Genomic DNA, 16899 nt, shown 5'->3' on the forward strand with positions numbered 1-16899 from the left:
GACAGAGCCGACGCCGCAGGCGTCATGCTCGTCAGCGGCGGAATAAAGACCGTGTTCTTGGAGATGCTGGATCTCGGCAGCCGTCGTCATGGGCGTGCTCCTTCAGTTTTCGCAGGGAAGAGGAGCATATTGCGTTGCACAAATAATGCCAAATCATTTAATTGGGGTCAGATTCCAATTAGATTCCGACAAAAATCATTGGTCAAAAATTAGGGACACATCAAAAACAATAGCGCACCCGCGAGTCCCTGCGGGCAACTTCTCTGTGTCGATTAACGCGGATGAGGCAGCGGCGGCCGCCCGGCACGCGCTTTCAGCGCGCGGCGCCCTGTGGTTTTTTGTAACGAATCGACAAAGTCGCGATCGCCGACGGCCCAGCCATGCAGGGTCGCCTCGGTCAGCAGCGCCTGAGCGGCGGCCGGAATGCCTGCACGCACCATTTCGGCATAGGCGGCCTCGCGCGCGAATGGGGTGTTGCCGAGCGCCCAGTAGAGCGCGTGCGGCGTGAGCAGCTTGTCGTGCACGAGTCCCGCGTAGTGCGCGTGGCTCGACCACGGGTAGTCGCGCGCCTCGGCCGCCAGGCCGGCGCGCACCGGGTTCAGGTCGATGTAGGCCATGCAGGCCAGCAAATAGCGGTCGGTCTGGATCAGCGTCGACTTGTAGCGCCCTTCCCACAAGGTGCCGCTGCGCCCGTGCCGGTCATTGAAGTAGCGCACATAGCGCCGACCCACCGCCTGCATCCACTGCGGCAGGCCGTCGGCGGTCGAGGGCGTGGCCAGCAGATGGAAGTGGTTGTCCATCAAGACGTAGGCGTGAAGCGCAATGCCGAAGCGAGCCGCGTTCTCTCCCAGGAGCCCCAGGAACATCTCGCGGTCGGCGCGGTCGAGAAACACGGCCTGGCGGTTGTTTCCGCGCTGAATCACGTGGTGCGGCTGGCCGGCCAGCGTGAGACGGGGCAATCGAGCCATGACGGAGGTGGCGCAGGGGTGCGCGGCTCAGGAGAGCCGGAAGCGGGTCTCCAGCAGCGTCGCGAGCCCGAACTGCTCGAGCAGTTCGCGCAGCCTCTCGGCCGCGCTGGCTTTGCGTTGGCCGGTGTGGCGCGCGATGATCAGCTCGTTCTTCATGCTGTGCTCCCAGCCCACGAGTTCCGTCACCGTGACCTGATAGCCGTTCGCTTCCAGATACAGGCAGCGCAGCACATTGGTGAGCTGGCTGCCGATCTCGCGCGTGTGCAACGGGTGGCGCCACAGCTCCGCCAGCGGCGTGCGCGAGAGGGCCAGCGCCTTGGTCTGGCGCAGGCAGGCGGCGATCTCGGCCTGGCAGCAAGGCACCAGCACCATGAAGCGCGCCTGCTTCGCCAGCCCGAAAGCGATGGCGTCGTCGGTGGCGGTGTCGCAGGCATGGAGCGCGGTCACGACGTCGATCCGCGGCGGCAGCTCGGCCGCGCTGGCGGATTCGGCCACCGTGAGATTGAGGAAGGCCATGCGATCGAAGCCCAGCCGCTGGGCCAGCGTGCGCGACTTCTCGACCAGCTCGGCCCGGGTCTCGATGCCGTAGACATGGCCCGCGCCGCGCTGCTTGAAGAACAGGTCGTAGATGATGAAGCCCAGGTACGACTTGCCGGCGCCGTGGTCGGCCAGCGAGGCCTGGGCGCCGTCGTCCGGCAGCTCGCGCAACAGCTTCTCGATGAACTGGAACAGGTGGTAGACCTGCTTGAGCTTGCGGCGCGAATCCTGGTTGAGCCGGCCTTCGCGCGTGAGGATATGGAGTTCCTTGAGCAGCTCGACCGACTGGCCCGGCCGCAGTTCGCCGAGGACCTCCGCTTCGGCTTTCGAAGCCTTCGCAGCCTTGCTCATGCAACCTCCGTGCTGCGCACTGCGGTGCGAGCTTGCTCGGAGCGGTCCGGCGCGGCGCTCATCGCTCGCTCCCCGGCCCGACGTCCAGCGCCGCCCATCCGGCCGCACCCAGCGCTTCGAGCGTCTCGATGTTGCGCCCGAAGATCGCCTCGGCGTCCGGAAAGGCGTCGACCGCCCGGCTGACACTGTCCTCGCGCAGCAGGTGCAGCGTGGGATAGGGGGCCCGGTTGGTGGCGTTCGTGATGTCGTCGACCTCGGTGCCGCCGAACTGGAAGCGCGGGTGGAAGCTGGCCAGTTGCAGAAGCCCGTCGAAGCCCGCGCGCGCCAGGCGGCGCTCGGCACGCGCCGTGAAATCGTTGAAGTCCAGGAAGTCGGCCAAGGTGTTCGGTGCCATCAGAAGTGTGGTGTCGCGCTCGGAGGGCGCCAAGGCCGCAAGCGCTTCGGCCTCGCGGATCATTGCCTCGATCAGGCCGGACTCATCATCCTGCAAAAAGGCCGCGTAGTGGACCTGGCCGCGCGTGTGCACGGCTTTGGCGAAGGGACAAAGATTGAGTCCGATCACCGCGCGTTCGAGCCAGCGCCGGGTGTCGGCCTCGGCCTGCGCGGCGGAAACCGTTGCAGGGTCCGTCATGCGGCGCCCCTCTTGGGTACGGACGGCGAAAGCCGGGCCGCGAGGACCATGCCCGCGAGCGAACACGCCAGGGTCACGATCCAGGTCCATTGCCAGCCGCCCACGCGGTGCGCGAGCCAGGCCACCACCGGCGGCGCCACGAACTGGCCGAACGAGGAGGCCTGCTGCATCAGGCCCACGGTGGTCGACACCGTGGAAGCGCCGGGCGCGCACCGCACGCTGAGCATGAACAGGGTCGCCGGCACGACGCCGCCGCCGAGGGAGAACATGCAGATCGCCAGATAGCGCAGTGCCGGCGGCAGGCTCCAGGCCGTCTCCGGAGCGCTGATCCCGGCGAAAGCCGCGACGCTGCCGAGCCCCATCACGACAAATCCCCAGCGCAACAGCCGGACCGGCGCCATGCCGCGCTGCAGCAGCTGGCCGCCCGCCACGTTGCCGACGATGTTCGCGCCTGCGGCCAGCGCAGTGAGCGCCGCATTCCAGCCAGCCGGCACCCCTGCACTGGCATAGATGGCAGGCAGGAAGCCGATCACGGCCATCCATTGCGAGGAATAGACCGCGAATGCCAGCGCGAGCGTCCAGGGCCCGCTCGCGCCCAGGGTGTCGCGCAGTCGCACCGACCACCCCTCGGCCGAACCGCCCGACGCGCCCCGACGGGTGCGGTCCGGCGGCACCGCCAGCGCCACCCCCACCGCCGCGGCGGCGGAGATCGCCGCCAATGCCCACCACCAGCCCGGCCAGCCGGCACCGGCGATCGACGCCGGGCCCAGCAGCAAGGCCAGGGCGACGCCGAACGGCATGTAGGCGCCCCACAGGCCGATCGCGCTCTTGTCCGCGCCGGCAGGGGCCACCGCGCGGATCAGCCCGGGTCCCGGCATCACGGCCAGCAGGAAGCCGACGCCCTCGAGCGCGCGCAGGGCGAGCAGCCRGCCGACCGCAAGGACCGGGTCATCGATCCAGACCCCTACCCCGCCTCCCAGCGCACTCGTGAGGCTGACCAGCATCAGTCCGGCCAGCATGCTGCGCCGCAGGCCGATGGTGTCGGCTGCCAGCCCGACCAGCAGGCCGAGCGTCATGCCCGCCAGCTGCACCAGCGACAGCAGGAACCCCGCCTGCACCAGGCCAATGCCCAGCGTGGCTTGCAGGGCCGGCACCGCCGGCGGCAGCTTGCCGATGTGCAGTGCGGCGGCGACGCCGCCCGCGACGACCGCGAGCGCCGCGGCGGGGATCCGGGGCCGATGCATCGACGGTCCGCTCATTCGACCCACCGCCGCCCCGTGAGGCGCTCGTATTCCCGGATCGCGAACCGGTCGGTCATGCCGGCGATGTAGTCCGCGACGCCTCGCTGGCGGTCGGCACGCTGGGCGAAGGCCTCGGGCATTTGGGCGGCGTCGTCGAGGTAGGCGTCGAACAGCGCACGCACGACGGCCTGGGCCTGGTCCGCTGTCTGCATCACTCGGGGGTGGCGATAAAGATTGCGAAACAGGAAGCGCTTGAGATCCGAGGACTCCACGCGCATGCGGGCGCTGAAAAGCACCAGCGGCGCGCTTCGGCGCACCGCGTCCGCATCCGCCGGCGCGGTCGATTCGAGCGCACTGCGGGTGGCGTCGATGACGTCGTAGACCTGCGCGCTGAGCATCCGGCGAATGGTTTCGTACAGCACCCGTCGCCCCTGCAGGCCGGGATGCTCGGCCAAGGCCTCGCGCCGATGCCGATCGAACAGGTCGACCTCGCCGAGATGATCGATACCGATCAGCCCCGACCGGACGCCGTCGTCGATGTCGTGCGCGTTGTAGGCGATCTCGTCCGCCAGGTTGCACAGCTGCGCCTCGAGCCCGGGCTGGGTGCGGTCGCAGAAGCGCCGCCCCACCCCGCCCGGCTCCTCGGCCTCGATGCGTTCGGCGTTGGCGCGCGAGCAGTGCTTGAGAATGCCCTCGCGGGTTTCGAAACTCAGGTTGAGGCCGTCGTACTGCGGGTAGCGATGCTCGAGTTCGTCGACCACGCGCAGGCTCTGCAGGTTGTGCTCGAAGCCGCCGTGGCCCTGCATGCAGGCATCGAGCGCGTCCTGGCCCGCATGGCCGAAAGGGGTGTGGCCCAGGTCGTGGGCCAGCGCGATCGCCTCGACCAGGTCCTCGTTGAGCCGGAGCGCCCGCGCGATCGAACGGCCCAATTGGGCGACCTCGAGCGAATGCGTGAGCCGGGTCCGAAACAGGTCACCTTCGTGGTTCAGGAAGACCTGGGTCTTGTAGACCAGGCGCCGGAAGGCGGTCGAATGAACGATCCGGTCGCGGTCGCGCTGGAAGGCGTCGCGCGTCGGCGCCGGCACCTCGGGATGGCGCCGGCCGCGCGAGCGCGCGGGGTCGCAGGCATAGGGCGCGAGGCTCATGTCAGGCCACGCAACAATGCGCCAGGACTTCGCGCACCATCGCATCGGGCGCGCTGCGCACCACCGCCGAGCCCGGTTTGTCGATGACCACGAAACGGATCTCGCCGGCTTCCGATTTCTTGTCGACGCGCATCAGCTCAAGGTAGCGCTCGGCCCCGAGCGCCGGCGCGGTGACCGGAAGGCCGGCGCGACGAACCAGTGTCGTCAGCCGCGCGACGAAGGCGGCGTCGATGCCGCCGAGCCGCTGCGACAGATGCGCCGCCATGACCATGCCGCAGCCGACCGCCTCGCCGTGCAGCCACTCGCCATAGCCGAGCCCCGACTCGATCGCGTGGCCGAAGGTGTGGCCGAAATTGAGGATCGCGCGCAGGCCGGCTTCACGCTCGTCCTGGCCCACGACCTCGGCCTTGATCTCGCAGCTGCGCTTGACCGCGTGCGCCAGCGCGGTGGGCTCGCGGGCGATCAGTGCATCGATGTGGTCCTCGATCCAGGCCAGGAAGTCCATGTCGTAGATCGGGCCGTACTTGATGACCTCGGCCAGCCCGGCGCTGAGTTCGCGCGGCGGCAGCGTGGCCAGCGTCGCCAGGTCGCACAGCACCAGTTGGGGCTGGTAGAAGGCGCCGATCATGTTCTTGCCCAGGGGATGATTGATTGCGGTCTTGCCGCCAACCGACGAATCGACCTGCGCCAGCAGCGTCGTCGGCACCTGCACGAAAGGCACGCCACGCATGTAGCTGGCGGCGGCGAAACCGGTCATGTCGCCCACCACGCCACCGCCGAGCGCGAACAGCACCGTCTTGCGGTCGCTGCCTCGGGCCAGCAGCGCATCGAAGATCAGGTTCAGGGTCTGCCAGTCCTTGTGGGCCTCGCCGTCGGGCAGTTCGAGCACGTGCACTTCGCGGTAGCGGCCAGCCAGCGCCTTTTGCAGGGCTGCCGCATAGAGTGGCGCCACGGTGGTGTTGGTGACGATCAGGGCGCTGGCAGCCGCCGGCACGGCCGCGAAACTGCGTGCATCGCCGAGCAGCTCGCTGCCGATCAGGATCTGGTAGCTGCGCTCGCCGAGCTGGATCTCGACATGTTGAGGGGGGACGGGCAGAACGGGCAATGGCATGCCCCCGAGTTTAGGTGCACGCCGACTGGCCCCGGGTCAGTCGACCGGATGTCCCTTGGCGTCGGGCACCACGACCCCGGCGAGCTCGAGCTGCATCACGATGATGTTGACCAGCATCGCGATCGACGGCCGGCCGGTCTCGACGATCTCGTGGGCCGTCTCACGGTAGAGCGGATCGCGCGCCTCATGGAGCTCGCGCAAGCGGCCCAGCGGGTCGGCCACCTGCAGCAGTGGCCGCTTGACGTCGTGGCGCAGCCGCCGGAACACATCCTCGGGCGTCGAGCGCAGGTAGAGCACATGGAAGTTGGCGCGCAGGGTTTGCCGATTGGCCTCCCGCAACACGCAGCCGCCGCCGGTGGCCACCACGCCGTGGGGCGCCGCCGCCAGTTCGGCGATGACCGACTGCTCGAGATCCCGGAAACTGGCCTCCCCCTCGCGTTCGAAGTAGTCGCGGATCGAACAGCCGAGCCGATCCTCGATCACATGATCGCTGTCGATGAAGGGAAGCTGCAGGCGCTGCGCCAGACGCCGGCCAATCGCGGATTTTCCGGCGCCGGGCAAGCCGACGAGTGCGACCGCCATGCGAAGCTACGAACGCTGCGCGTTCAACGCGCAGCGTTGCGGTCGGTGATCATTTTCGGGGTGATGAAGACGAGCATTTCAGTTTTGTTGGCAGTGCGAGTGCGCGTCCGGAACAGTGCCCCGAGATAAGGCACTTCACCGAGCACCGGGATGCGCGACTCGTCATTGGATTCAGTGAGTTCGAAGATACCACCAATGACGACCGTCCCGCCGTTCTCGACCAGCACCTCGGTTTGCACGTGCTTGGTGTCGATCGCGAAGCCGGCCGTGGTCGGCCGTCCCACCGTGTCCTTGTTGACGTCGAGCGTCAGGATGATGTTGCCCTCGGGCGTGATCTGCGGGGTCACCTCGAGCTTCAGGTTGGCCTTGCGGAACGCGATCGAGGTGGCGCCGCTGGAGGTCGCGACCTGGTAGGGCAACTCCGTGCCCTGCTCGATCAAGGCCTTGGTCTGGTCGGCCGTCACGACGCGCGGGCTCGACACCACCTTGCCCTTGCCGTCGGCTTCGAGGGCGGAAATCTCGAGGTTCAGGATGCGGGACAAGCTGGAATTGAACAGCGAAATCGCGAACGTGCCCGGCGCGCTGCCGTTGCCCGTGACACCGGTCGATGGCAGATTGACGAAGTTGCTGCCGGTCGGGGTCGAGATGATGTTCGCCGCCGTGTTCGCAGTTCCGGGAACGAAAACCGTCGGCCCGATCGCATTGTTGTTGTTCAACACGCCGCCGCCCAGCCTCACGCCCAGCGACTTGCCGAACGTATCTGCCGCTTCGACGATGCGCGCCTCGATCAGGACCTGGCGCACCGGGATGTCCAGCTTCTGGATCAGCTCGGCCACCTGCACCAGGYGAGACGGGATGTCCGACACGAACAACTGGTTGGTACGCGCTTCCGCGATCACGCTGCCGCGCGGGCTCAGGATCCGGGTCGCCGTGCCGGCGCCGCCACCACCGCCGCCGCCGGCGGAGGCGCCGGTGCCGGTCAGGCCTGCGGCGATCTGCAGTGCCTTCGTGTAGTTGAGCTGGAAGGACTGGGTACGCAGCGGCTCCAGGTTCTGGATCGCGGCCTGGGCCTCGAACTCCATCTTTTCCTTGGCGTTGATCTCGTCCTTGGGCGCGATCCACAGCACGCTGCCGTTCTTGCGCATGCCGAGGTTCTTGGCCTGCAGGATGATGTCCAGCGCCTGGTCCCAGGGCACATCCTTCAAGCGCAGCGTCAGCGAACCGGTGACCGAGTCGGAAGTCACGATGTTGAAGTTCGTGAAGTCGGCGATCACCTGCAGCAGCGAGCGCACCTCGATGTTCTGGAAGTTCAGCGACAGCTTCTCGCCGTTGTAGCCCACGCCCTGCGTCAGCTTGGTCGGATCGATCTTGCGCGGCCGCACTTCGACCACGAACTGGTTCTCGCTCTGGTAGGCGCTGTGCTCCCACTCACCGCGGGGCTCGATCACCATCCGGACGCGGTCACCGACCTGCTGGGTGGTCACGAGTTGCACGGGCGTGCCGAAATCGGACACGTCGAGGCGGCGGCGCAGGCCTTCGGGCAAGGTCGACTTGGTGAATTCCACCACCAGGTTCTTGCCTTGCTGGCGGATGTCGACACCCACCTGGTTGTTGGCCAGGTCGACGATCACGCGGCCGGTGTTGTCGCTGCCGAGGCGGAAATCGACATCGCGCAGCGGCAGCATGTCGCGGTTGCGGTTCTCGGCGAAGGCCGATTGGGCCGAGGCCACCAGCGCCGCGCCGGCCACCGGCTCCAGCGAGACCAGCAGCGACTTGCCCTGGATCTCGGTTTTGTAGGCAGTCGCCTGCTTGAGGTTCAACACCAGGCGGGTGCGTTCGCCGGCCTGGACCACGTTGACCGAGCGCAGGTTGCCCTGGTTGATCTCGATCGCGTTGCGTCCGATGGAATTGGTGACACCCGGGAAATCGAGTGCGACGCGGGCCGGCGACTGGATCGCGAAGCCGGTCGGCGCCGCGGCGAGTGGCTGGGTGAAATCGACCCGGATCACCTCTGCGCCGGACTGCATCGAGCTCGTGACGGATTCGATCGCATTCTGGGCATGCACGACGGCCGCCGCGCCGAACGCCACGAGCGCCGCGCCGGCGACGCGCAGCCACTGCGCCAGCATTGATTTTTGTAGTTTCATTTCGACCTCTCTTGCAACTGCAGCGTCGCCACGCGTTCGATCCATTCACCGGCGGCGTCCTGCACGATTTCACGCAAGCCGAGTTCGGTTTCGCTGATACGGGTGATGAGCCCGTAGTTGAGTCCCAGATAGTTGCCGACCCGCACCTGGTAGAGCAGCTTGTCGACGCTGATGAGCGCCACGGGCTGGCCGTTGCGGCTCAGGCTTCCGACCATCGCCATCGAATCGAGCGGGAAGGCCTCGAGCGCTTCCTTGCGCCGCGCCAGTTCGGGGGCAATCAGGCCCGAGCTGCTGGGCTGGGCCGAATCGCGCCGCAGCGCCTGCGTCAGCTTCTGCATGTTGAAGGGGTCGAAGGCGGCGCTCTCGCTGTAGGCCTGCGGCGTGAACTTCTTCGGTTCCGTGATCGGGGGCACGCTGGGCTTCACCTGCGCGCGCTGTTCGGCCATCCAACGCTGGAGGTCTTCCTGTTCCGAACCGATGCAGCCGGTCAGGCCCACCGCTGCGGCCGCAAGCACCAGTAAGCTGAGCGCCCTCATTTCTTCTTCGCCCCCGCGGCCGCGGCGCGCTGCATGTTCTGCTCTTCCTCGTCCAGATAGCGATAGGTCCGCGCCGTGGCATCCATGACCAGCACCCCGTCCTTCTGCGGCGCCACCGAGAGATTGTTCAAGGTCACGATCCGCGACAGATTCGCGATGTCGGCGGCGAAGGCGCCCATGTCGTGGTAGCGGCCCGTCACGCGCACCGCGATCGGAAGCTCCGCGTAGTAGTCCTTGACCAAGACCTGACCCGGTCGGAACAGCTCGAACTGCAGGCTGCGGCCGAGCCCGGCCTGGTTGATGTCGGACAGCAGCGCATCCATTTCGGCCTTGCTCGGCAGCTGCTTCTCGAGCACCGTGACGAACTGCTGGACCTGTTCGCGCTGCTTCTTCAGCAGATCGAGATTGGCGGCCTGCGCCACCTTCTTCTGGTAGTCCGCCCTGAGCGTCACTTCCTTGGCGCGCTCGGCATCGAGTTCGTCGTTCGAATTGGTGAGCCAGACGAACCACAGCGCAACAAGAACCGCGGCGGCGACCGCAACGCACAAGGCGTAGCGTGGCACCGGCGGCCAGACCGAAGGGTCGTTGGGGTTCAGTCCCTGGAACTGCTGGCCGAAGCGCCGCAGGCTCAGCGCCAGGTCGAAGGAGGAGCGTTTCTTTGCCATGAGCGCTTACCCCTTCGCCTTGACTTGTGCCGGCACGGCGCCGGGTTTCTGGGCGTCGGTCGGCCGCTTGAGACCAATGCGCATCTTGAAGTTGGCGACCCGCCGCTGGTCGCGTGGCGTCAGGTTCACGGTCGCCGAGGTGATCTCGATCAGCTCCGGCTTGACCAGCCAGGGACTGCTGTTGCCCAGGTTGCGCAGCAGCTCGGAGACTCGCTCGTTCGACTGCGCCATGCCTTGCAGCGTGACCGTCTGGTTCTCCTGCTTCATGCTCGTGATGTAGACGCCGTCAGGCAACTGCCGCACCAGTTCGTTGAGCAGGTGCACCGGCAGGTTGCGATCGCCCTGCAGATCCTCGACCGCCTGCTGGCGCGCACGCAGGGCCGCGATTTCAGCCTGCAGGGTGGAGATCTCCTTGATCTCGATCTCGAGCTTGGCGATCTCGGTCTTGAGCATCGTGTTCTTCGCCTGCTGACCCGAAATCTGGGCTTCGAACCACAGAAACGCGGCGCCGGCGATGACGCAGCCCAGCACCGCGGAAAGGCCCAGCGTGACGTAGAAGGTCTCACGCCGACGCTTGCGGGCCGCTTCCCGGTGCGGGAGCAGATTGATCAGGATCACTGCAAGAACCTCCGCATGGCCAGTCCGCAAGAGGTGAGGTAGGACGGCGCTTCGCGCCGCACCTTCTTCTCCCGGATGCCGCTGCCGATCTCCATGCCATCGAACGGATTCACCAGTGAACAGGCGAACGAAGTCTGGCGCGTCACGGCGCTGGTGAGGCCGGGAAGCGCCGCCGAGCCGCCCGCCAGCAGCACGTAGTCGACACGGTTGTGCGGCGTGCTGGTGAAGAAGAACTGCAGCGCCCTGGCGATTTCCTGCGCGATGCTGGCGACGAAGGGCTTGAGCACGCCCGCGCCGTAATCGTCGGGAAGTTCCCCGCTGCGCTTCTTGACCTCGGCCTCTTCGACCGAAAAGCCATACTGCCGAACGATCAGCTGGGTCAGCTGCGCCCCGCCGAAGGCCTGGTCGCGGTCGTAGAGCACTTCCTGGTTGCGCAGCACCTGCATGCTGGTGGTGAACGCACCGACCTCGAACAGGGCAACGACCGCATCCTGGCCCTGGCCGGGAAGCAGCTCGATCAGGCGCGAAGTGGCGAGCCGCGAGGCATAGGACTCGACGTCCAGGATCACGGCCTTGAGGCCCGAGGCTTCGGCCAGGCCCTGGCGGTCCTGCACCTTCTCCTTGCGTGAGGCAGCGATCAGCACCTCGACGTCGCCGGCCGAGCTGGCGCTCTGTCCGATGACGCAAAAGTCGAGACTGACTTCGTCCAGCGAGAACGGAATGTATTGATTGGCTTCGGACTCGACCTGGATCTCGAGCTCCTGCTCGCTCATGCCGCCGGGCAGCACGATCTTCTTGGTGATCACGGCCGACGGCGGCAGGGCCAGGGCGACGTTCTTGGTGCGCGTGCCGCTCTTGCGGACCACGCGCCGCACGGCCTCCGCCACCTCGTCGAACTTCTCGACATTGCCGTCGGTGATCCAGCCGCGCTCGAGGGGCTCGATGGCGCAGCGCTCGAGCACGAGCTTGCCGCTCGCGTCACGGCCCAGCTCGACCAGCTTCACGCTGGACGAACTGACGTCCAACCCGAGCAGGGGCGCGGGCTGGCGGCGAAACAACGATCCGAGAGCAGTCAAGTTCGATCCCATCCGTTTGTAACGATTGGAAATATTTGCGTGTGGTTGCATGCTAGCAGCAAGGTGCGAGCCCAACCAAGCGCCGAATCTCCAGGGCGTGAGCAATCGTTGTCAAAAGTCGACGTCACTGTTCTGAACTGCAACTTACGTCACAAATAGGAGTACTTGGGTCCTAACTGCTACCGACGCTCCGTCCTGAAGCGGGGCGTTTTTATAATGCGCGCAGACTCTGACAGCCTCAATGCCCGAAACCTCTCGACCCAAAGGGCCTGCCAAGGCTCACGCTCCCAAACGCCCGGCCTGGCTGACATGGTTGCTCCGGTTCATCTTGTGGAGCCTCGGGATCGTCGCGGCCGGTGGGCTCGCCCTGCTCTGCGTGATCGCCGTGGCACTCGCGGTCGCCTACCCGAACCTGCCGGACATTTCCGAGCTCGCGGACTATCGGCCCAAGCTGCCGCTGCGGGTGTTTTCGGCCGAAGGGATCCTGATCGGCGAGTTCGGCGAGGAGCGTCGCAACCTGACGCCCATCGCGACCATTCCGAAGGTGGTGAAGGATGCCGTGCTGGCGGCCGAGGATGCCCGCTTCTACGACCATGGCGGCGTCGACTACAAGGGCATGCTGCGCGCGGGCATCGCGAACATGAACCGCGCCAAGAGCCAGGGTGCCTCGACCATCACGATGCAGGTGGCGCGCAACGTCTACCTGAGCTCGGAAAAGACGCTGACCCGCAAGATCTATGAAGTGCTCCTGACCTTCAAGCTGGAGCACCTGCTGACGAAGGACCAGATCTTCGAGATCTACCTGAACCAGATCTACCTGGGCAACCGGGCCTACGGATTCGCGGCGGCCTCCGAGGCCTACTTCGGCAAGCCCCTGCAGGACATCACGATCGCCCAGGCGGCGATGCTGGCCGGCCTGCCGAAGGCGCCGGGCGCCAACAACCCGGTCAACAATCCGGCCCGCGCGCGCGGGCGCCAGCAGTACGTGATCGACCGCATGCAGGAGGCCGGCTTCATCACCGCCGAGCAGGCCGCCGAAGCCCGCAAGGAAGAACTGCAGCTGCGCGACGCCGCCGATCCGACGCGCCTGCACGCCGAATACGTGGCCGAAACCGTGCGCCAGCTGATGTACGCGCAGTATGGCGACAGCACCTACACGCGCGGCCTCAAGGTCTACACCACGCTGGTCGCGGCCGACCAGGCGGCGGCCTACCGGGCGCTGCGCAAAGGCATCATGGACTACGAGCGCCGCCAGATCTACCGCGGCCCCGAGAAGTTCGTCGACCTGCCGGCCTCCCCCAAGGAGCTGGACGAGGCGGTCGACGACGCGCTGGGCGAGCATCCCGACAACGGCGACGTGATGTCGGCGGTGGTGCTGAAGGCCGGTCCCAAGGAGATCGAGGCGGTGCGCGGCAACGGCGACAGCGTGATGATCACCGGCGAAGGCCTGAAGCCGGCGCAGTCCGGCCTCTCGGACAAGGCGCCGCCGAACATCAGGATCCGCCGCGGCGCGGTGATCCGGGTCGTCAAGACGCCCAAGGGGGCCTGGGAAATCACCCAGCTGCCMGAAGTGGAAGGCGCCTTCGTCGCGATGGACCCGCGCGACGGCGCGATCAAGGCCATGGTCGGCGGCTTCGATTTCGACAAGAACAAGTTCAACCACGTCACGCAGGCCTGGCGCCAGCCGGGCTCGAGCTTCAAGCCCTTCATCTATTCGGCCGCGCTCGAGAAGGGCTTCACGCCCAGCACCGTGATCAACGATGGGCCGCTTTTCTTCGACGCCGGCACCACCGGCGGCCAGCCCTGGGAGCCGAAGAACTACGACGGCAATTTCGAAGGGCCGATGCCGATGCGCCGCGCGCTGATGAAGTCCAAGAACATGGTGTCGATCCGCATCCTGCAATCGATCGGCACGCGCTACGCACAGGACTGGGTCACCAACTTCGGCTTCGAGCGCGAAAAACACCCGGCCTACCTGCCGATGGCGCTGGGCGCCGGCTCGGTCACGCCGATGCAGATGGCGACCGCGTATTCGGTGTTCGCCAACGGCGGCTACCGCGTCAATCCGTACCTCGTGACGCGGGTGACCGACCACAAGGACAAGGTGCTGGTCGACAAGCAGCCGCCCCTGCTCAACGAGACCTTGCGCGCGGTGCCGCAGCGCAATGCCTTCCTGATGGCCAGCCTGCTGCAATCGGTGGCCAGCGGCGGCACCGCGGCCAAGGCGCAAGCCACGCTCAAGCGCACCGACATCTACGGCAAGACCGGCACCACCAACGATTCGCTCGACGCCTGGTTCGCGGGCTTCCAGCCGACCATGGCGGCGGTGGCCTGGATGGGCTACGACACGCCGCGCAAGCTCGGCGACCGCGAGACCGGCGGCGGCCTGAGCCTGCCGATCTGGATCAACTTCATGGAGACCGCGATCAAGGGCGTTCCGGTGGCCGAAGTGCCTGCGCCTTCGGGCGTGGTGAATGTCGGCGGCGAGTGGTACTACGACGACTATGCGCCGGGACGCGGCGTCGCGGCCCTGGGCGTGGACGGCGGGCCGACGCAGCCGGCGGAGGCCATTGCGGCGCCACCGATCAGCGCGCCGGCGCCGGTCGAGGAACGCAGTCGGATCCTGGACCTCTTCAGGAACTAGGCTCGCCCCCAGGTCGCCCGCACTGCGTGTCGGGCTCCCACCCCCTGCCGGGGGCAACACCAGCGGCCCGGCMWAGCCGGTTCCGCGGTRGSACTGTTGCTCGCCCCCAGGTTGGGCTCACTKCGTGTAGCCCGCCCACCCCCTGCCGGGGGCAACACCGGCGGCCCGGCAAAGCCGGTTCCGCGGTGTTTCACCAACAGGCCGGGCTACGCCGGCCGGGGCTTAAGCTGGCGGGAATTCGAGCGGCTGGCCGGCCTGCCGCGTGGCTTCGCGCGACAGGTTGCCGAAGAATTCCTCGCCGGTCTTGGTGTCGACCCAGGACTGGCCGTCGTGCCGGTAGTGGTAGCCGCCGGAGCGGGCCGCGAGCCATATTTCCTGCAGCGGCTTTTGCAGGTTGATGATCAACTGGCTTTCGTTGCGGAACGTGATGGTGATCATCCCCCCGACGCGCTGGTTGTCGATATCGGCGTCGGTCGCGTCGTTGATGCGGTCGCAGCCGCGCTCGATCGCTGCCAGCGCAGCTTCTGCGCGGTCCATGTACTCGGGGTCGGTCATTACAATTTCGCCATGTTGAATGTTCGCCAAATTCTAGTGAGCGCCGTTGGCCTCGCGCTCGTTGGGGTCGGCCTGACGGCCTGCGGTCAAAAGGGCGGGCTGTATCTGCCCACCGATCCGGTCGCCAAGGACCGCGCCACGCTGCCCRGCTTGCTGCTGCCCACCCCGCCCGCCTCCGCGGCCACCGACTCCCCCGCCGTCCCGCCGCCAGCGGCAGCCAGCAGCGCGCCCGCCGGAGGCACGAAGTGAACCACACGGTCGCAAGGCTTCCCGGCCACCCCCACATCGCGCACAAGGACGGCGTGCTGCAGATCGAGGGCCAGCCGCTGTCCGAACTCGCGCAGGCCTACGGCACCCCCCTCTTCGTCTACTCGAAGCAATGGATGCTGGACGCGCTGGCCGCCTACCAGCGCGGTTTCGAGGGCCGCGACGCCCTGGTCTGCTATGCCATCAAGGCCAATTCCTCGCTCGGCGTGCTGCGCGTCTTCGCCGAGGCCGGCTGCGGCTTCGACATCGTCTCGGGCGGCGAACTGGCGCGCGTGCTCGCGGCCGGCGCCGATCCGGCCAAGGTGATCTTCTCGGGCGTGGGCAAGACCCGCGCCGAGATGCGCCAGGCGCTGGCGGCCGGCATCGGCTGCTTCAACGTCGAGAGCGAAGCCGAGCTCGACGTGCTCAACGCCGTCGCGCTCGAGGAAGGCCGCCGCGCGGCGGTCAGCATCCGCATCAATCCCAACGTCGACCCGAAGACGCATCCGTACATCTCGACCGGCCTCAAGGGCAACAAGTTCGGCGTGGCGCACGACCGCGCGGTCGCGATCTACCGGCACGCGGCTTCCTTGCAGGGCCTGCAGGTGGTCGGCATCGACTGCCACATCGGCTCCCAGATCACCGATGCCTCGCCCTACCTCGAGGCACTCGAGCGCGTGCTCGACCTGGTCGAGGCGATCGAGGCGGCCGGCATCCCGCTGCACCACCTCGACTTCGGCGGCGGCCTGGGCATCGACYACAACGGCGATACCCCGCCGGCCGCCGATGCGCTCTGGCAGCAACTGCTCGCGCGCCTCGATGCGCGCGGCTTCGGTCGGCGCCGGCTGATCGTCGAGCCGGGACGCTCGCTGGTCGGCAACGCGGGTGTCTGCGTGACCGAGGTGCTCTACCTCAAGCCCGGCGAGGAAAAGAACTTCTGCATCGTCGATGCGGCCATGAACGACCTGCCGCGGCCGGCCATGTACCAGGCCTTCCACCAGATCGTTCCGCTGGCCGAGCGCCAGGCCGAGGCCACCACCTACGACGTGGTCGGCCCGGTCTGCGAAAGCGGCGACTGGATCGGCCGCGATCGCGTGCTTCAAGTGGCACCCGGCGATCGGCTCGCCGTGCTCTCCGCGGGCGCCTACTGCATGGCGATGGCGAGCAACTACAACACCCGCGGACGAGCCGCGGAAGTGCTGGTCAGCGGCACCCAGGCGACGCTGATCCGCCGCCGCGAGACGATCGAGGACCAACTGCGCAGCGAGCAACCGGGCGCCTGAGCGGCAGGCGCCGCCGGATCACTTGCTGAGCTGGGTGCGCGCCGAAGCCATCGGCCGCGCCTGCTTATTCCTGTTGCGCGCGAAGTTCCATGCGCGCCAGCCGAGCAGCAGCCCGACGATCGCGGCATACACGAACACTTCGGCGAAGTTGTTCTTGCCCGCACGCATCCAGAAGAAGTGCAGCAGGCCCAGGCCGGCGATCCCATAGACCAGCTTGTGCAGCGCCTGCCAGCGCTTCGCGCCCAGCGCCTTGATGGCGCGGTTGAACGACGTGGCGGCCAGCGGCGTGAGCAGCACGAAAGCCGAGAAACCGACCAGGATGAACGGCCGCTTGGCGATGTCCTTGGCGATGTCGGCGAACTCGAAGCCCATGTCGAACCAGGCGTAGCTCAGCAGGTGCACCACCACATAGAAATAGGCGAACAGCCCCAGCATGCGGCGAAAGCGCGCCAGCGCATTGACCTTGCCGATGACCCGCAGCGGTGTGACCGCCAGCACGATGCAGATGAAGCGCAAGGTCCAGTCGCCGGCCGAGCGGATCAGGTACTCGGCCGGATTGGCGC

General features: G+C 67.1%; 17 protein-coding genes. 3 read left to right on the top strand and 14 right to left on the bottom strand.

Features of this window, described 5'->3' with window-relative positions:
- Positions 1 to 272: 272 nt before the first annotated feature.
- From AC1D2K_RS12755 to AC1D2K_RS12810, 12 genes are read right to left on the bottom strand one after another with little or no spacing between them, the layout of a single operon-like run.
- Positions 273 to 968, bottom strand: coding sequence for a transposase (locus AC1D2K_RS12755; RefSeq protein WP_478089201.1), 696 nt, complete (start codon positions 966 to 968; stop codon positions 273 to 275).
- A 27-nt stretch (positions 969 to 995) separates the two neighbouring features.
- Positions 996 to 1856: a class I SAM-dependent methyltransferase gene (locus AC1D2K_RS12760; protein ID WP_478089202.1), complete on the bottom strand. Its 861-nt coding sequence runs from the start codon at positions 1854 to 1856 to the stop codon at positions 996 to 998.
- Positions 1857 to 1914: 58 nt separating this feature from the next.
- A complete protein-coding gene (locus tag AC1D2K_RS12765) occupies positions 1915 to 2487 on the bottom strand; it encodes a DUF1415 domain-containing protein (RefSeq protein WP_478089203.1) in 573 nt (190 codons plus the stop codon).
- Positions 2484 to 3731: an MFS transporter gene (locus AC1D2K_RS12770; protein ID WP_478089204.1), complete on the bottom strand. Its 1248-nt coding sequence runs from the start codon at positions 3729 to 3731 to the stop codon at positions 2484 to 2486. The genes AC1D2K_RS12765 and AC1D2K_RS12770 overlap by 4 nt, the downstream gene beginning before the upstream one ends.
- An 11-nt stretch (positions 3732 to 3742) precedes the next feature.
- Entirely contained in the window at positions 3743 to 4873 is a 1131-nt protein-coding gene (locus AC1D2K_RS12775) for a deoxyguanosinetriphosphate triphosphohydrolase (protein WP_478089205.1), read from the bottom strand.
- Position 4874: 1 nt separating this feature from the next.
- On the bottom strand, positions 4875 to 5984 hold the full coding sequence (gene aroB / locus AC1D2K_RS12780; RefSeq protein WP_478089206.1) for a 3-dehydroquinate synthase: 1110 nt from the start codon (positions 5982 to 5984) through the stop codon (positions 4875 to 4877).
- Between the two features lie 36 nt (positions 5985 to 6020).
- Positions 6021 to 6566 carry a shikimate kinase gene (locus AC1D2K_RS12785; RefSeq protein WP_478089207.1) on the bottom strand — a complete coding sequence of 182 codons (546 nt, stop codon included), beginning with the start codon at positions 6564 to 6566 and terminating at the stop codon, positions 6021 to 6023.
- Between the two features lie 23 nt (positions 6567 to 6589).
- Positions 6590 to 8713 (bottom strand): type IV pilus secretin PilQ, encoded by a 2124-nt coding sequence (locus AC1D2K_RS12790; RefSeq protein ID WP_478089208.1) that lies wholly within the window; start codon positions 8711 to 8713, stop codon positions 6590 to 6592.
- Positions 8710 to 9249 carry a pilus assembly protein PilP gene (locus tag AC1D2K_RS12795; protein WP_478089209.1) on the bottom strand — a complete coding sequence of 180 codons (540 nt, stop codon included), beginning with the start codon at positions 9247 to 9249 and terminating at the stop codon, positions 8710 to 8712. The genes AC1D2K_RS12790 and AC1D2K_RS12795 overlap by 4 nt, the downstream gene beginning before the upstream one ends.
- Positions 9246 to 9914 (bottom strand): type IV pilus inner membrane component PilO, encoded by a 669-nt coding sequence (locus tag AC1D2K_RS12800; RefSeq protein WP_478089210.1) that lies wholly within the window; start codon positions 9912 to 9914, stop codon positions 9246 to 9248. Before AC1D2K_RS12800 ends, AC1D2K_RS12795 begins: the two co-directional genes overlap by 4 nt.
- Before the next feature lie 6 nt (positions 9915 to 9920).
- Positions 9921 to 10532: a PilN domain-containing protein gene (locus tag AC1D2K_RS12805; RefSeq protein WP_478089211.1), complete on the bottom strand. Its 612-nt coding sequence runs from the start codon at positions 10530 to 10532 to the stop codon at positions 9921 to 9923.
- Entirely contained in the window at positions 10529 to 11608 is a 1080-nt protein-coding gene (locus AC1D2K_RS12810) for a pilus assembly protein PilM (RefSeq protein WP_442284757.1), read from the bottom strand. Before AC1D2K_RS12810 ends, AC1D2K_RS12805 begins: the two co-directional genes overlap by 4 nt.
- 241 nt (positions 11609 to 11849) lie before the next feature.
- Here AC1D2K_RS12810 and AC1D2K_RS12815 point away from each other — a divergent pair, with 241 nt between their 5' ends.
- Complete coding sequence (locus AC1D2K_RS12815; RefSeq protein ID WP_478089212.1) at positions 11850 to 14252, top strand: penicillin-binding protein 1A; 2403 nt, start codon at positions 11850 to 11852, stop codon at positions 14250 to 14252.
- A 222-nt stretch (positions 14253 to 14474) separates the two neighbouring features.
- On the opposite strand, the gene cyaY is transcribed toward AC1D2K_RS12815, so the two are convergent.
- Positions 14475 to 14807 (bottom strand): iron donor protein CyaY, encoded by a 333-nt coding sequence (gene cyaY, locus AC1D2K_RS12820; RefSeq protein WP_478089213.1) that lies wholly within the window; start codon positions 14805 to 14807, stop codon positions 14475 to 14477.
- A gap of 12 nt (positions 14808 to 14819) precedes the next feature.
- On the opposite strand from cyaY, the gene lptM reads away from it, so the two are divergent.
- Positions 14820 to 15056, top strand: coding sequence for an LPS translocon maturation chaperone LptM (gene lptM / locus AC1D2K_RS12825; protein WP_478089214.1), 237 nt, complete (start codon positions 14820 to 14822; stop codon positions 15054 to 15056).
- Entirely contained in the window at positions 15053 to 16336 is a 1284-nt protein-coding gene (lysA, locus tag AC1D2K_RS12830) for a diaminopimelate decarboxylase (RefSeq protein ID WP_478089215.1), read from the top strand. Before lptM ends, lysA begins: the two co-directional genes overlap by 4 nt.
- An 18-nt stretch (positions 16337 to 16354) precedes the next feature.
- Here the strand turns inward: lysA and AC1D2K_RS12835 are convergent.
- Positions 16355 to 16899 (bottom strand): protein-methionine-sulfoxide reductase heme-binding subunit MsrQ (locus AC1D2K_RS12835; protein WP_478089216.1); only part of this gene is annotated, 545 nt, incomplete at its 5' end.

Source organism: Variovorax sp. P1_H12_2 (assembly GCF_056405335.1).